Genomic DNA, 15,489 nt, shown 5'->3' with positions numbered 1-15,489 from the left:
AATTGCCGAAAGACAAAGAGATGGTGATGCCTGGTGATAACGTGACTATTACAGTGAAGTTGATTGCTCCGATTGCGATGGAAGAAGGTCTCCGTTTTGCGATCCGTGAAGGCGGTCGTACTGTTGGCGCCGGTGTTGTTGCTAAAGTTTTAGAATAATGAACGTTAGGGGCGTAGCTCAATTGGCAGAGTGTCGGTCTCCAAAACCGAAGGTTGGGGGTTCGATGCCCTCCGCCCCTGCCACAGCAAACTGAAAAATATGGCACAGATATCAGTCGATCAAGAAAATAAAACCAGCTGGATGATTATCCTGGCTGGTCTTATTGTTATTCTTTCTTTAGTTGCTTATTACGTGTTGGCATCTCAAACAATATGGGTGAGATTGGCAGCGTTACTGGGTGGCTTTGCAGTAGCATTTATTGTGGCTGCAGTATCTTCTGATGGTAAGCGCTTCTTTGCATATACCAAGGAATCAGTTGCTGAGGCAAAAAAAGTAGTATGGCCAAGCCGTAAAGAAACAACGCAAATGACATTTATTGTTTTTGCGTTCGTGGTCATTATGTCGCTGTTCTTATGGGCTACTGACAAACTCATTGAGTGGTTAGTTTTCTCTATATTCCTAGGTTGGAAGTGAGTTAAAGATGTCTGAGCAAGTAATAGCCAATTTACAAACTAGCGGAAACATGCGCTGGTATGTTATCCATGCATATTCTGGCATGGAGAAGAGTGTACAAAGAGGTTTGGCGGAGCGCATTGCGCGATCTGGCATGGCCGATAAGTTTGGCAAAATTTTAGTGCCTTCAGAAGAGGTTGTTGAAATCAAGAGCGGTCAAAAAGCAGTTTCTGAAAGACGCTTTTTTCCAGGTTATGTTCTTATCGAAATGGAAATGACCGATGAGACCTGGCACTTGGTTAAGAACACACCAAAAGTTACCGGATTTGTGGGTGGAGTTAGAAATAAGCCGTCACCAATTTCCCCAGCAGAAGTTCAAAAAATTATGGACCAAATGCAGGCTGGTGTTGATAAGCCTAAGCCAAAAACATTGTTTGAGGTGGGTGAAATGGTTCGCGTTAAAGAAGGCCCATTCACAGACTTTAATGGCAACGTTGAAGAAGTTAACTACGAGAAATCTCGCATACGAGTGTCAGTTACGATTTTCGGTCGTGGCACACCTGTAGAGCTGGAGTTTGGTCAAGTAGAAAAGATGTAAAGATTTACAGGCCTGTGAAGACAGGTTTGTATGAGGAGCTGAGTTAGGGTTGCCGCTCTAACAAGGCGTTTTACTCAACGGTGGTTTTTTAAAATAAAAAACGCACTTTTAATGGAGTATAAAAATGGCAAAGAAGATTATTGGCTTTATTAAGCTACAAATCCCAGCCGGTAAAGCGAATCCATCGCCACCAGTTGGTCCTGCATTAGGTCAGCGCGGCTTGAACATCATGGAATTCTGTAAAGCGTTTAATGCTCAAACTCAGAGCATGGAACCAGGTTTACCGATTCCAGTTGTTATTACAGCGTTTGCTGACAAGAGCTTCACATTTGTGATGAAGACTCCTCCAGCGACAGTTTTAATTAAGAAAGCTGCAAAGTTGGAAAAGGGTTCACCGCGTCCACATACAGACAAAGTTGGCAAAATTACTCGCGCTCAAGCTGAGGAAATTGCTAAGGCAAAAATGCCTGACTTAACAGCTGCTGATATGGATGCTGCTGTTCGCACAATCGCTGGTAGCGCCCGCTCTATGGGTATCACTGTGGAAGGACTCTAATCATGGCTAAAGTTTCTAAACGCGTAGCTGCTTTTCAAGCAAAAGTAGACCGTAATAAGTTTTACCCTATTGATGAGGCATTGAGCCTTGTTAAAGAATTTGCAACAGCTAAGTTTGATGAGTCTATCGACGTTGCTGTTCAATTAGGTATTGACGCTAAAAAATCTGACCAAGTTGTTCGTGGTTCAGTTGTGTTGCCTGCGGGTACTGGTAAATCAGTACGTGTAGCAGTTTTTGCTCAAGGTGAAAAAGCTGAACAAGCTAAAGCCGCTGGCGCAGAAATTGTTGGCATGGAAGATTTGGCTGACCAAATCAAGGGCGGCAAAATCGACTTTGATATTTTGATCGCATCTCCAGACGCAATGCGTATCGTTGGTACATTGGGTCAGATCTTGGGGCCAAGAGGCTTGATGCCTAACCCGAAGGTTGGCACAGTGAGCCCAGACGTTGCTGGTGCAGTTAAAAACGCCAAGGCTGGTCAAGTTCAATTCCGTGTTGATAAAGCCGGTATTGTTCACGCAACAATTGGCCGTCGCTCATTTGAGCCTGGCGCATTGAAAAACAATTTATTAGCGCTATTGGATGCTTTAACAAAAGCTAAGCCAGCAGCTAGTAAGGGTATCTATTTAAGAAAAGTTGCCGTTAGCAGCACCATGGGTGCTGGTGTACGTGTAGACCAATCTTCACTCGCTGCTTAATTGCAGCATTAAAAGAACTTTGGGTCAAGCAAAGGGAAACCTTTGCTTGAACATCAAAGACCGTTGGTGAGTTAGAAGTAACTCTTAATGCTAGAAATAGAGCCAACGCAGATGGCGATCCTGAAAAGATTTCGCCTGTGTGCAACCCCTAACTGGCAACGGTTAGGTTAATAGGAGTTAAACAGTGCCTTTAAATATGGAAGACAAAAAGGCGGTCGTGGCTGAGGTAAGTGCAGAAGTTGCGCAAGCTCAAACCATGGTGCTAGCTGAATACCGTGGTATTCCAGTGGGCGAACTGACTACTCTGCGAGCTCAAGCTCGTGCAAATGGTGTTTATCTTCGCGTTATGAAGAACACTTTGGCACGCCTTGCGGTTCAAGGAACGTCATTCGAGTCATTGGCCGGTGAGATGACTGGTCCGCTTATTTATAGTATTTCCGCAGACCCAGTTGCGTCCGCAAAAGTTTTAAATGACTTTGCAAAGACGCAAGCAGCTTTAGTAATTAAGGCGGGATCTTATGACGGCAAGGTAATGGATGCAGCTGCAGTAAAAGCTTTGGCATCTATTCCGGGTCGCAACGATCTTATCGCTATGTTACTTGGCGTTATGCAAGCTCCTGCTTCAAGCATGGCTCGCGTATTGGCAGCGGTTGCAGAGAAAAAAGAAAAAGAAGCTGCGTAATTACGCGCTTGCTTTAATTAACTTAAGAAATTTGAATTAGGAGTTTTAAAAATGGCAGTTACTAAAGACGACATTCTAGAAGCCGTAGGCAATATGTCTGTAATGGACTTGAACGATCTAGTTAAAGCATTTGAAGAAAAGTTTGGCGTATCAGCAGCTTCAATGGCTGTTGCAGCTCCAGGCGCTGGCGGTGCTGGTGCGGCGGCAGCTGAACAAACAGAATTCACAGTTGTGTTGGCTGAGGCTGGCGCAAACAAAGTGAGCGTGATTAAAGCTGTTCGTGAAATCACTGGTCTTGGCTTGAAAGAAGCTAAAGACTTAGTTGATGGCGCACCAAAGCCAGTTAAAGAAGGCGTTGATAAAGCATCTGCTGAAGATGCTAAGAAGAAGCTTGAAGAAGCTGGCGCTAAGGTCGAACTTAAGTAATTGGTTTGATAGGGCAGCTTTGCTGCCCGGTTTGCTTAGAAGGCAAACCAGATGTTAAAGAGAATTGATATCTGGTTTGCCTTCTGATACGACTGCAGAAGGCAAGTTTGGTCGGGTTGTGCGCACGCACACCGTCAGCCACGATTGGTAGAGGCCAATCACCAAATCTCTGCTCAGTCGCTTAAATTCGGAGATGACATGTCATATAGTTTCACCGAACGCAAGCGTATCCGTAAAAGCTTCGCTAAGCGCCCCAATAATCATCAAGTACCTTACTTGTTGACAACGCAACTTGAGTCTTATGCAAAATTTTTGCAAGAATCAAGAGGCCCTGCTGATCGTTTAAATGAAGGTTTGCAATCTGCATTCACTTCTATATTCCCTATCGTGTCAAACAATGGTTTTGCACGTATGGAATTCGTTCAGTACAACCTTTCAACTCCACCGTTTGACGTTAAAGAATGTCAGCAGCGTGGTTTAACATTCCACTCTGCATTGCGTGCAAAAGTTCGCCTGATCATCAATGATCGCGAAGCACCAACAAAGGTGAAGGAAGTTAAAGAGCAAGAAGTCTATATGGGTGAAATCCCATTGATGACCGATACAGGCTCATTTGTGATTAACGGTACAGAGCGTGTAATTGTTTCTCAGTTGCATCGTTCACCGGGCGTATTCTTTGAGCACGATAAAGGTAAAACTCACAGCTCAGGAAAGTTGCTCTTCTCTGCACGTGTGATTCCTTATCGTGGTTCATGGTTAGATTTTGAATTTGACCCTAAAGACATTTTGTATTTCCGTATTGACCGTCGTCGTAAGATGCCAGTCACAATTTTGCTCAAAGCCATCGGCATGAATGATGAGCAGATTTTGGAAAACTTCTTTGGCTTTGACGACTTTAAGTTGCAAGCTGCTGGCGCACAAATGAACTTTGTTGCGGAGCGTTTAAAGGGTGAGGTTGCTCGCTTTGATATTACGGACAAAGCAGGCAACGTTGTTATTGCAAAAGATAAGCGCATCAATGCTAAAAACATTCGCGAACTCGAAGCCGCAAAAACAACAACAATCAATGTGCCTGATGACTACTTGATCGGCCGTGTAGTTGCTAAAAACATCGTTGATGGTGATACAGGCGAAGTTTTGGCAACGGCTAACGAAGAAATCACAGAAACTCTTTTGGCTAACTTAAGAGAAGCTGGCGTTAAAGAGTTGCAAACGATTTATACAAACGATCTTGATCAGGGTTCATTCATTTCGCAAACATTGCGCATTGATGAAACTGCCGATCAAATGGCTGCCCGCATTGCGATCTATCGCATGATGCGTCCTGGTGAGCCTCCAACAGAAGATGCTGTTGAAGCTTTATTCCAGCGCTTGTTCTACAGTGAAGACACATATGATCTTTCACGCGTAGGTCGTATGAAGGTTAACAGCCGCTTAAACCGTTCAACAATGGATGGTTTAATGATTTTGTCTAACGAAGACATCTTGGACACGATCAAGCTTTTGGTTGACTTAAGAAACGGCAAAGGCGAAGTGGATGACATCGATCACTTAGGTAATCGTCGCGTACGTTGTGTGGGTGAGTTGGCTGAAAATCAATTCCGTGCCGGATTGTCACGCGTAGAGCGCGCAGTGAAAGAGCGTTTGGGTCAAGCTGAAACAGAAAACTTGATGCCTCACGACTTGATTAACAGCAAGCCAATCTCTTCAGCAATTCGTGAGTTCTTCGGTTCTTCACAGTTGTCTCAGTTTATGGACCAAACAAACCCATTGTCAGAGATCACGCACAAGCGTCGTATCTCCGCATTGGGCCCTGGTGGTTTGACACGTGAGCGCGCAGGCTTTGAGGTGCGTGACGTACATCCAACACACTATGGTCGCGTATGTCCAATTGAAACTCCAGAGGGTCCAAACATTGGTTTGATCAACTCATTGGCTTTGTTTGCTCGTTTGAATGAGCATGGTTTCTTGGAAACGCCATACCGTAAAGTTGTTAATAGCAAGGTAACTGATCAGGTTGATTATTTATCAGCTATTGAAGAAGCTAAATATGTGATTGCTCAGGCAAACGCATCAATTGATAAATCTGGCAAATTAACGGATGAGTTGGTTTCATCACGTGAGGCTGGTGAAACAATGATGGTAAGCCCAGAGCGCATTCAGTACATTGACGTGGCACCAAGTCAGATCGTATCTGCTGCTGCTTCACTTGTGCCGTTCTTGGAGCATGATGATGCAAACCGTGCCTTGATGGGTGCGAACATGCAGCGTCAAGCTGTTCCGTGTTTGCGCGCTACTAAGCCATTGGTTGGTACAGGCTTAGAGCGTACGGTAGCTGTTGACTCAGGTACTGTCGTAATGGCAACTCGTGGCGGTAAAGTGGACTACGCTGATGCTAACCGTATTGTGATTCGTGTGAATGACGAAGAAACTGCAGCTGGTGAAGTTGGTGTGGATATTTACAACCTCATCAAGTACACACGCTCAAACCAAAACACAAACATTAATCAGCGTCCAATCGTTAAAGTTGGTGACATGGTTGACCGTGGTGACGTGATTGCTGACGGCGCATCAACAGACTTAGGTGAGTTGGCATTGGGTCAAAACATGGTTGTCGCATTTATGCCATGGAACGGTTACAACTTCGAAGACTCAATTTTGATCTCTGAAAAAGTTGTTGCTGATGACCGCTACACATCAATTCATATTGAAGAGTTGTCTGTAGTTGCTCGCGATACGAAGTTGGGCCCTGAAGAAATTACTCGCGACATCTCAAACTTGGCTGAAACACAATTAAGCCGTTTAGATGACAGCGGTATTACTTATATTGGCGCTGAAGTTGAAGCGGGTGATGTTTTGGTTGGTAAGGTAACGCCTAAGGGCGAAACTCAACTAACACCAGAAGAAAAACTATTGCGTGCTATTTTTGGCGAAAAAGCTTCTGACGTAAAAGACACATCATTGCGCGTACCTTCAGGTATGACGGGTACGGTGATCGACGTTCAAGTATTTACTCGTGAGGGTATTGAGCGTGATGCTCGTGCTCAAGCAATTATTGATGAAGAGCTTAAGCGTTATCGCTTAGATTTGAACGACCAGTTACGTATCGTTGAAGGTGATGCGTTCAGCCGTTTAGAGAAGTTATTGATCAACAAAGTTGCCAATGGTGGTCCTAATAAGTTGGCAAAAGGTACAAAGATAAGCAAAGATTATTTGGCTGATCTTGAGAAATATCACTGGTTTGATATTCGCCCTGCTGATGAAGATGTTGCTGCTCAAGTTGAAGCTATTAAAGAAGCAATTGAAGCTAAGCGCACACAGTTTGATCAAGACTTTGAAGAGAAGCGCAAGAAGTTAACTCAAGGTGACGAGTTGGCTCCAGGCGTGATCAAAATGGTTAAGGTTTATTTGGCTGTTAAGCGTCGCTTGCAACCTGGTGACAAGATGGCGGGTCGTCACGGTAACAAGGGTGTGGTTTCAAAAATCACGCCGGTGGAAGATATGCCATACATGGCTGACGGTACACCAGTCGATATCGTGTTGAACCCATTGGGTGTTCCTTCTCGTATGAACGTCGGTCAGATTCTTGAGGTTCATTTGGGTTGGGCTGCGCTAGGTATTGGTAAGCGCATTCAGGAAATGCTAAAAGCTCAAGCGAAAGCTGAGCAGTTACGTAAGTTCTTGAAGCAGCTTTATAACGAAACTGGTCGTGTAGAAGATTTGGATAGCTTTACAGATGAGCAAATTCTTGAGTTGTCTAACAACTTAAGAGACGGTGCTCCATTTGCAACGCCAGTCTTTGATGGTGCAACAGAGGGTGAGATTGCCAAGATGTTAGAAATGGCATATCCAGAAGATGTTGCTAAGAAGCTATCAATGACACCTTCACGTCAACAGATTACTTTGTTTGACGGTAGAACTGGTGAGGCGTTTGAGAGATCTGTAACAGTTGGTGTGATGCACGTATTAAAGCTTCACCATTTGGTGGATGACAAGATGCATGCTCGTTCTACAGGTCCTTACTCATTAGTAACGCAGCAGCCATTGGGCGGTAAAGCTCAATTCGGTGGTCAGCGTTTTGGTGAGATGGAAGTTTGGGCTTTGGAAGCCTACGGTGCGTCTTATGTGTTGCAGGAAATGCTCACAGTGAAATCAGATGACGTTAACGGTAGAACCAAAGTTTACGAAAACATCGTCAAGGGTGAGCACAGCATTGATGCTGGCATGCCTGAGTCCTTCAACGTGCTGGTTAAAGAAATCCGCTCGTTAGGTATCGATATCGACATGGAGCGCAGCTAATATGAAAGCATTGCTAGATCTATTTAAGCAGACGCATGGCGAAGAGCAGTTTGACGCCATTAAGATTGGTTTAGCTTCACCAGACAAGATCCGTTCATGGTCTTTTGGTGAGGTTCGTAAGCCAGAAACAATTAACTACCGTACTTTCAAGCCTGAGCGCGACGGTCTTTTCTGTGCCAAGATTTTTGGCCCCATCAAAGATTACGAATGCTTATGCGGCAAGTACAAGCGCCTCAAGTATCGCGGTGTGATTTGCGAGAAATGCGGCGTTGAAGTGACATTGGCCAAAGTGCGTCGTGAGCGCATGGGTCATATTGAATTAGCAGCTCCTGTTGCGCATATTTGGTTCTTGAAATCATTGCCTTCTCGTTTAGGCATGGTTTTAGATATGACATTGCGTGATATCGAGCGCGTTCTTTACTTTGAAGCATATGTGATTGTTGATGCAGGCTTAACACCTGAAGGTGCAATGCGCCGCGGTCAGATCATGTCTGAAGATGAGTACTACGCTAAGTTAGAAGAGTTTGGTGAAGGTGCATTTACAGCGATCATGGGTGCTGAAGGCGTTCGTGAGCTGTTGCGCTCTATCGACATCGATCGCGAAGCTGAGGTGTTGCGTACTGACTTGAAAGCAACTGGTAGCGAAGCAAAAATTAAGAAGTTTGCTAAGCGTCTAAAAGTGCTTGAGGCATTCCAGCGCTCTGGCATCAAGCCTGACTGGATGATCTTGGAAGTGTTGCCAGTGTTGCCGCCTGAATTGCGCCCATTGGTGCCATTGGACGGCGGTCGTTTTGCAACATCTGACTTGAACGATTTGTATCGTCGCGTGATCAACCGTAACAACCGCTTGAAGCGTTTGTTAGAGTTGCGCGCTCCAGAAATCATCGTGCGTAACGAAAAGCGCATGCTACAAGAAGCAGTGGATTCACTATTGGATAACGGTCGTCGCGGTAAAGCAATGACTGGTGCCAATAAGCGTCCATTGAAGTCTTTGGCAGAGATGATCAAAGGTAAGGGTGGCCGTTTCCGTCAAAACTTGTTAGGTAAGCGTGTTGACTACTCTGGTCGTTCAGTGATCGTGGTTGGTCCAACACTTAAGTTACATCAGTGCGGTTTGCCAAAATTGATGGCCCTTGAATTATTCAAGCCATTCATTTTTAACAAACTAGAAACATTGGGCATTGCTACAACAATCAAGGCTGCTAAGAAAGAAGTAGAAAACCAAACGCCAATCGTTTGGGACATCTTAGAAGAAGTGATTCGCGAGCATCCAGTGATGTTGAACCGTGCGCCAACATTGCACCGCTTGGGTATTCAAGCGTTTGAGCCAATGTTGATTGAAGGTAAAGCTATTCAGTTACACCCACTCGTTTGTGCGGCATTCAACGCCGACTTCGACGGTGACCAAATGGCTGTTCACGTTCCATTGTCTTTGGAAGCTCAGATGGAGGCTCGCACATTGATGTTGGCTTCAAACAACATCTTGTTCCCAGCCAACGGTGAACCTTCAATTGTTCCATCTCAAGATATCGTTTTGGGCTTGTACTACACAACACGCGAGGCAATTAATGCCAAGGGTGAAGGTATGACATTTGCCGATATCAGCGAAGTGATTCGCGCCTATGAAAATAAGCAAGTTGAGTTGGCCACTCGTATTGCAGTTCGTATCACTGAATATGATTTGGTTGATAAAGAAGCTGAAGGCGATGCACGTTTTGCTAAGAAAGTGACATTGCGTCACACAACAGTTGGTCGTGCAATGTTGTCAGAGATCTTGCCTAAGGGCATGTCATTTGACAGCATTAACAAAGCGCTTAAGAAGAAAGAAATTTCTCGCTTGATTAACTTGTCATTCCGTCGTTGCGGTTTGAGAGAAACAGTTATTTTTGCTGACAAACTATTGCAGTCTGGTTTCCGTTTGGCAACACGTGCTGGTATCTCAATTGCGATTGATGACATGTTGATTCCAGCTCAGAAAGAAGTGATTATTTCTGAGGCGGCTGGCAAGGTGAAAGAGTATGACAAGCAGTTTATGTCAGGCTTGGTAACCAACCAAGAACGTTATAACAACGTGGTTGACATTTGGGGTGCTGCTGGTGATCAGGTCGGTAAGGCCATGATGGAGCAGTTGTCACAAGAAGACGTTGTAGATCGTCACGGCAAAACAGTGAAGCAAGAATCTTTCAATGCTATTTACATGATGGCTGACTCTGGCGCGCGCGGTTCTGCGGCTCAGATTCGTCAGCTAGCAGGTATGCGTGGTTTGATGGCTAAACCAGACGGCTCAATTATTGAGACGCCGATTACTGCTAACTTCCGTGAAGGTTTGAACGTTCTTCAGTACTTCATCTCAACGCACGGTGCACGTAAAGGTTTGGCTGATACGGCATTGAAGACAGCTAACTCAGGTTACTTGACGCGTCGTTTGGTTGACGTGACTCAAGACTTGGTTGTGCTTGATGATGATTGCGGCACAACGAACGGCGTTTCTATGAAAGCCTTGGTTGAGGGCGGTGAAGTCATTGAATCTTTAAGCGATCGCATCTTGGGTCGTGTATGTATTGGCGATGTTGTTAATCCTGATACACAAGAAACAGTTATTTTTGACGGCACTATGCTGACAGAAGATGACGTTGAGTTAATTGACTCATTGGGTATCGATGAAGTTAAGGTTCGTACGCCATTGTCATGCGCCACACGTTTTGGTTTATGCGCGAAGTGTTATGGTCGTGACTTAGGTCGTGGCACGATGGTGAACTCTGGCGAAGCAGTTGGTGTTATCGCTGCTCAGTCAATCGGTGAGCCAGGTACACAGTTAACAATGCGTACATTCCACATCGGTGGTGCGGCTTCTCGTGCTGCTGTTGCGAACAACGTTGAAGCAAAGTCAAACGGTATCTTGCGCTTTACACCAACGATGCGTTTTGTAACGAATGCCAAAGGTGAGCAGATTGTTATCTCTCGCTCAGGTGAGGCGTTAATTACGGATGACAACAGTCGTGAGCGTGAGCGTCATAAAGTTCCATACGGTGCAACTCTGTCACTTAAAGAAGGTGCCACAATTAAAGCCGGCGCTACTTTAGCCACTTGGGATCCATTGACTCGTCCAATCATTACCGAATACTCAGGTGTAGTTCGTTTTGAAAACGTGGAAGAGGGTGTAACAGTTGCTAAGCAGGTTGATGAAGTAACTGGTTTGTCTACTTTGGTTGTTATTGATGGTAAGCGTCGTAGTGCAGCAGCAAAGGGTGTTCGCCCAATGATTCGCTTGTACGATGCAGCTGGCGCTGAAGTTCTCATCGCTGGTACAGATCATCCAGTAACCATTGGTTTGCAAGTCGGTGCTTTGATCACTGTGAAAGATGGTCAAACAGTTCACGTTGGTGAAGTCTTGGCGCGTATTCCAATCGAAGCGCAAAAGACTCGAGACATTACGGGTGGTTTGCCGCGTGTGGCAGAACTATTCGAAGCTCGCTCACCAAAAGATGCAGCTATCTTGGCAAAAGTAACTGGTACAGTTTCTTTCGGTAAAGAGACTAAGGGTAAGCAGCGTCTTGTTATTACAGACATGGACGGTGAATCTCATGAGTTCTTGATTCCTAAAGAAAAGCAAATCTTGGTTCACGATGGTCAGGTTGTTAACAAGGGCGAAATGATTGTTGAAGGCCCTGCTGACCCTCACGATATTCTTCGCTTGAAGGGTATTGAGGAGTTGGCAACTTACATCGTTGATGAAGTTCAAGACGTTTACCGTTTGCAAGGTGTGAAGATTAACGACAAGCATATTGAAGTCATCGTTCGTCAAATGTTACGTCGTGTTCAGATCACAGATGCAGGCGAAACGAAGTTCATCACAGGTGAACAGGTTGAAAGATCAGACATGTTGGATGAAAACGACCGCATGATTGCGGATGGTAAGCGTCCAGCGTTATATGACAACGTTCTATTGGGTATCACGAAGGCATCATTGTCGACAGACAGCTTTATCTCGGCCGCTTCCTTCCAGGAAACAACGAGAGTTCTTACAGAAGCTGCCATTATGGGCAAAGTCGATACGCTTCGTGGCCTCAAAGAAAACGTCATCATTGGTCGCCTCATTCCTGCCGGTACCGGTTTGGCTTACCGTCGCGCACGTAAAGTTCGTGAACAGTTAGACCGTGAACGTGCTGAAATGATCGCTGCTGAGGAGGCTAAATCAGAGGAAATCGTTGATTTAGAACCCACAGGAGAGGCTGAATAAAGCCAAAAAAGGGCTAAATAGACCTAAAAAGTCAGCTTTTGCCGTCTTGACGGCAGGAGCTGACGGGTCTAGAATGCTGAGTTCTTCGCAAACCGCAGAATTTTCTGCTTTGAAAGTAAGTTATGCCAACAATTAATCAGTTACTTAGAAGTCCTCGTACTTCTGAGATTATTAAAAGTAAGAGCCCAGCGCTTGAGAATTGTCCTCAGCGCCGTGGTGTATGTACTCGCGTATATACAACTACTCCAAAGAAGCCTAACTCGGCTTTACGTAAAGTAGCTAAAGTACGCTTGACGAATGGATTTGAAGTGATTTCCTACATTGGTGGTGAAGGCCACAACTTGCAGGAACACTCAGTGGTTCTTATCCGTGGTGGTCGTGTGAAAGACTTGCCGGGTGTGCGTTATCACATCGTGCGTGGTTCACTTGACTTGCAAGGTGTTAAAGACCGTAAGCAGTCTCGCTCCAAGTATGGTGCGAAGCGCGCTAAGAAGGCTTAATAGCTTTCTTGCGTTAGTGGCTAGCTCAATTGGAGCTAGCTAAGTAAGTGGTTACTTCGGGTCAATTGTGATCTAGTTGAGTAACCTTGAGGAATGGTCCTCTAACTGAATAAAATTAGGAGTTGCAATGCCGCGTCGTCGCGAAGTACCCAAGCGTGAAATTCTTCCGGATCCAAAATTTGGAAACGTAGAAGTTGCTAAATTCATGAACGTTTTGATGTTGGATGGTAAAAAATCCGTTGCGGAACGTATCGTTTATGGCGCTTTCGAGCACATCGAAAAGAAAGCCAACAAAGAACCTCTAGAAATTTTTTCAACAGCCATGGGCAACGTAAAGCCTATCGTTGAGGTAAAGAGTCGCCGTGTTGGTGGCGCAAACTATCAGGTGCCTGTAGAAGTTCGTCCATCACGTCGCTTGGCCTTGGCTATGCGTTGGTTGCGTGAAGCAGCTAAAAAGCGTGGCGAAAAATCTATGGCTCAGCGCCTAGCTAATGAATTGATCGAAGCGTCTGAAGGACGTGGCGGTGCGATGAAGAAGCGTGATGAAGTTCACCGTATGGCAGAAGCTAACAAAGCCTTCTCTCATTTCCGTTTCTAATAGATCAGAAAAGACGAGGATAAAGTGGCACGTAAAACCCCTATTGAGCGTTACCGTAACATTGGTATCTCTGCGCACATTGACGCAGGAAAAACGACAACAACAGAACGTATTTTGTTCTACACAGGCGTTAATCATAAGATTGGCGAAGTTCATGATGGCGCAGCCACTATGGACTGGATGGAGCAAGAGCAAGAGCGCGGCATTACCATTACTTCAGCGGCTACAACAGCATTCTGGAAGGGTATGGCTGGTAACTATCCAGAGCATCGCGTTAACATTATTGACACACCAGGCCACGTAGACTTCACTATTGAAGTTGAGCGCTCAATGCGCGTGTTGGACGGTGCTTGCATGGTTTACTGTGCTGTGGGTGGTGTTCAGCCACAATCAGAAACAGTATGGCGTCAGGCAAATAAATACAAAGTTCCGCGTTTAGCGTTTGTGAATAAGATGGACCGTACCGGTGCCAACTTCTTCAAGGTTTACGATCAGATGCGTTTGCGTTTGAAAGCAAACCCAATCGCAATTCAGATTCCTATCGGCGCTGAAGAAAACTTTAAAGGTGTTGTTGACCTTGTGAAGATGAAGGCTATCTTCTGGGATGAGGCATCTCAAGGTACTAAATTCACATACGAAGACATTCCAGCAGAGTTGCAAGCAAGTGCTGAAGAGTGGCGCGAAAAAATGGTTGAGGCCGCAGCTGAATCATCAGAAGACTTGATGAATAAATATTTAGGCGGCGAAGCTTTAACTGAGGAAGAAATTAAAACAGCATTACGTGCTCGTACGATCGCTAGTGAGATTGTTCCAATGATGTGTGGTACAGCATTTAAGAACAAAGGTGTTCAGGCGATGTTGGATGCGGTAATTGATTACATGCCTTCACCAATCGACATTCCACCTGTAACAGGCGAATTAGAAGACGGCACTCAAGGTATTCGTAAAGCGGCTGATGATGAGAAGTTCTCAGCATTAGCATTTAAGATCATGACTGACCCATTCGTTGGTCAGTTAATATTCTTCCGCGTTTACTCCGGTGTTATTAAGTCTGGTGACACAGTCTACAACCCGATCAAAGGTAAGAAAGAGCGTCTAGGTCGTATTCTTCAGATGCACGCTAACCAACGTGAAGAGATTAAAGAAGTTCATGCTGGCGATATCGCTGCTGCCGTTGGTTTGAAAGAGGCTACGACGGGTGAAACTCTTTGTGATCCAGACAGCGTGATTGTTTTGGAGCGCATGGTGTTCCCAGAGCCAGTGATTTCTCAAGCGGTTGAGCCAAAAACAAAGGCTGACCAAGAGAAGATGGGCTTGGCATTGAATCGTTTAGCACAAGAAGATCCTTCATTCCGCGTGAAGACTGACGAAGAGTCTGGCCAAACAATTATTTCCGGTATGGGTGAGTTGCACTTGGAAATTTTGGTTGACCGTATGAAGCGTGAGTTCGGTGTTGAGGCAACTGTTGGTAAGCCACAAGTTGCCTACCGTGAAACTATTCGCAAAGTTTGCGAAGAAGTTGAAGGTAAGTTTGTTAAGCAATCTGGTGGTCGTGGTCAATATGGTCACGTTGTGTTGAAGTTAGAGCCACAAGAGCCAGGTAAAGGTTTTGAGTTCGTTGACGCAATCAAAGGCGGCGTGGTTCCTCGTGAATACATTCCAGCGGTTGATAAAGGTATTCAAGAAACATTGAACAATGGTGTGCTAGCTGGTTACCCAGTGGTAGACATTAAAGCAACATTGTTCTTCGGTTCATACCATGATGTTGACTCAAATGAAAATGCTTTCAGAATGGCCGGTTCAATGGCGTTCAAAGAAGGTATGCGTAGAGCAAGCCCAGTATTGCTAGAGCCAATGATGTCTGTTGAAGTGGAAACTCCAGAAGACTTCATGGGTAACGTAATGGGTGATTTATCTTCACGTCGCGGTATTTTGCAAGGTATGGATGACATTCCTGGCGGCGGCAAGATTGTTCGCGCTGAAGTGCCTTTGGCTGAGATGTTTGGTTATTCAACAGGTTTACGTTCATTGACTCAAGGTCGTGCAACTTACACCATGGAATTCAAACATTATTCTGAGGCTCCAAAGAACGTGGCTGAAGCAGTGATGGCTGCAAAGTCTAAGTAATATTTAATTAACAATTATTTGAATTAGAGGCTGAAAAGATGGCAAAAGAGAAATTTGAGCGGACAAAACCGCACGTAAACGTAGGCACGATTGGTCACGTTGACCACGGTAAAACAACTTTAACTGCAGCGATTGCTACAGTGTTGTCAGCGA

12 protein-coding genes, 1 tRNA gene and 1 pseudogene are annotated in these 15,489 nt (G+C 45.1%); all 14 read left to right on the top strand.

The window, feature by feature from the left end:
- Positions 1–158: pseudogene (gene tuf / locus ICN28_RS09430) on the top strand (elongation factor Tu); the annotation flags it as partial.
- A gap of 8 nt (positions 159–166) precedes the next feature.
- A tRNA-Trp gene (locus ICN28_RS09425) sits at positions 167–242 on the top strand.
- A gap of 16 nt (positions 243–258) precedes the next feature.
- A complete protein-coding gene (gene secE, locus ICN28_RS09420; protein ID WP_216288257.1) occupies positions 259–633 on the top strand; it encodes a preprotein translocase subunit SecE in 375 nt (124 codons plus the stop codon).
- A gap of 7 nt (positions 634–640) precedes the next feature.
- Entirely contained in the window at positions 641–1,210 is a 570-nt protein-coding gene (gene nusG, locus ICN28_RS09415) for a transcription termination/antitermination protein NusG (RefSeq protein ID WP_216288255.1), read from the top strand.
- A gap of 124 nt (positions 1,211–1,334) precedes the next feature.
- Positions 1,335–1,766 carry a 50S ribosomal protein L11 gene (gene rplK, locus ICN28_RS09410; RefSeq protein WP_089514981.1) on the top strand — a complete coding sequence of 144 codons (432 nt, stop codon included), beginning with the start codon at positions 1,335–1,337 and terminating at the stop codon, positions 1,764–1,766.
- Positions 1,767–1,768: 2 nt separating this feature from the next.
- Complete coding sequence (gene rplA, locus ICN28_RS09405) at positions 1,769–2,464, top strand: 50S ribosomal protein L1 (RefSeq protein ID WP_216288253.1); 696 nt, start codon at positions 1,769–1,771, stop codon at positions 2,462–2,464.
- A 184-nt stretch (positions 2,465–2,648) separates the two neighbouring features.
- Positions 2,649–3,146 (top strand): 50S ribosomal protein L10, encoded by a 498-nt coding sequence (gene rplJ, locus ICN28_RS09400; RefSeq protein ID WP_216288252.1) that lies wholly within the window; start codon positions 2,649–2,651, stop codon positions 3,144–3,146.
- Between the two features lie 51 nt (positions 3,147–3,197).
- Positions 3,198–3,572: a 50S ribosomal protein L7/L12 gene (gene rplL, locus ICN28_RS09395; RefSeq protein ID WP_216288251.1), complete on the top strand. Its 375-nt coding sequence runs from the start codon at positions 3,198–3,200 to the stop codon at positions 3,570–3,572.
- A gap of 198 nt (positions 3,573–3,770) precedes the next feature.
- Positions 3,771–7,871, top strand: coding sequence for a DNA-directed RNA polymerase subunit beta (gene rpoB, locus ICN28_RS09390; RefSeq protein ID WP_216288250.1), 4,101 nt, complete (start codon positions 3,771–3,773; stop codon positions 7,869–7,871).
- Position 7,872: 1 nt separating this feature from the next.
- Positions 7,873–12,111, top strand: a complete 4,239-nt coding sequence (gene rpoC, locus ICN28_RS09385; protein ID WP_216288249.1) for a DNA-directed RNA polymerase subunit beta' — start codon at positions 7,873–7,875, stop codon at positions 12,109–12,111.
- A 122-nt stretch (positions 12,112–12,233) separates the two neighbouring features.
- On the top strand, positions 12,234–12,611 hold the full coding sequence (rpsL, locus tag ICN28_RS09380; protein ID WP_216288247.1) for a 30S ribosomal protein S12: 378 nt from the start codon (positions 12,234–12,236) through the stop codon (positions 12,609–12,611).
- Positions 12,612–12,738: 127 nt separating this feature from the next.
- Complete coding sequence (gene rpsG / locus ICN28_RS09375) at positions 12,739–13,209, top strand: 30S ribosomal protein S7 (protein WP_216288245.1); 471 nt, start codon at positions 12,739–12,741, stop codon at positions 13,207–13,209.
- A gap of 24 nt (positions 13,210–13,233) precedes the next feature.
- The gene (gene fusA / locus ICN28_RS09370; protein WP_216288243.1) at positions 13,234–15,336 is read left to right on the top strand and encodes an elongation factor G; all 2,103 of its coding nucleotides are present in this window, start codon (positions 13,234–13,236) and stop codon (positions 15,334–15,336) included.
- Between the two features lie 38 nt (positions 15,337–15,374).
- Positions 15,375–15,489: GTP-binding protein (locus ICN28_RS09365; RefSeq protein ID WP_154584994.1), on the top strand; the 115-nt coding region annotated here is incomplete at its 3' end.

It is taken from the genome of Polynucleobacter sp. 30F-ANTBAC, assembly GCF_018882385.1.
GTDB lineage: Bacteria > Pseudomonadota > Gammaproteobacteria > Burkholderiales > Burkholderiaceae > Polynucleobacter.
The sequence above is the reverse complement of the archived record's forward strand: the minus strand, read 5'-3'. Positions and strand labels throughout refer to the sequence as shown.

Coding starts and splice junctions, on each gene's coding strand:
- rplK (WP_089514981.1), top strand. CDS start 1,335: ATGGCAAAGAAGATTATTGGCTTTATTAAGCTACAAATCCCAGCCGGT.
- rpsL (WP_216288247.1), top strand. CDS start 12,234: ATGCCAACAATTAATCAGTTACTTAGAAGTCCTCGTACTTCTGAGATT.
- rpsG (WP_216288245.1), top strand. CDS start 12,739: ATGCCGCGTCGTCGCGAAGTACCCAAGCGTGAAATTCTTCCGGATCCA.
- rpoC (WP_216288249.1), top strand. CDS start 7,873: ATGAAAGCATTGCTAGATCTATTTAAGCAGACGCATGGCGAAGAGCAG.
- rpoB (WP_216288250.1), top strand. CDS start 3,771: ATGTCATATAGTTTCACCGAACGCAAGCGTATCCGTAAAAGCTTCGCT.
- secE (WP_216288257.1), top strand. CDS start 259: ATGGCACAGATATCAGTCGATCAAGAAAATAAAACCAGCTGGATGATT.
- rplL (WP_216288251.1), top strand. CDS start 3,198: ATGGCAGTTACTAAAGACGACATTCTAGAAGCCGTAGGCAATATGTCT.
- nusG (WP_216288255.1), top strand. CDS start 641: ATGTCTGAGCAAGTAATAGCCAATTTACAAACTAGCGGAAACATGCGC.
- rplA (WP_216288253.1), top strand. CDS start 1,769: ATGGCTAAAGTTTCTAAACGCGTAGCTGCTTTTCAAGCAAAAGTAGAC.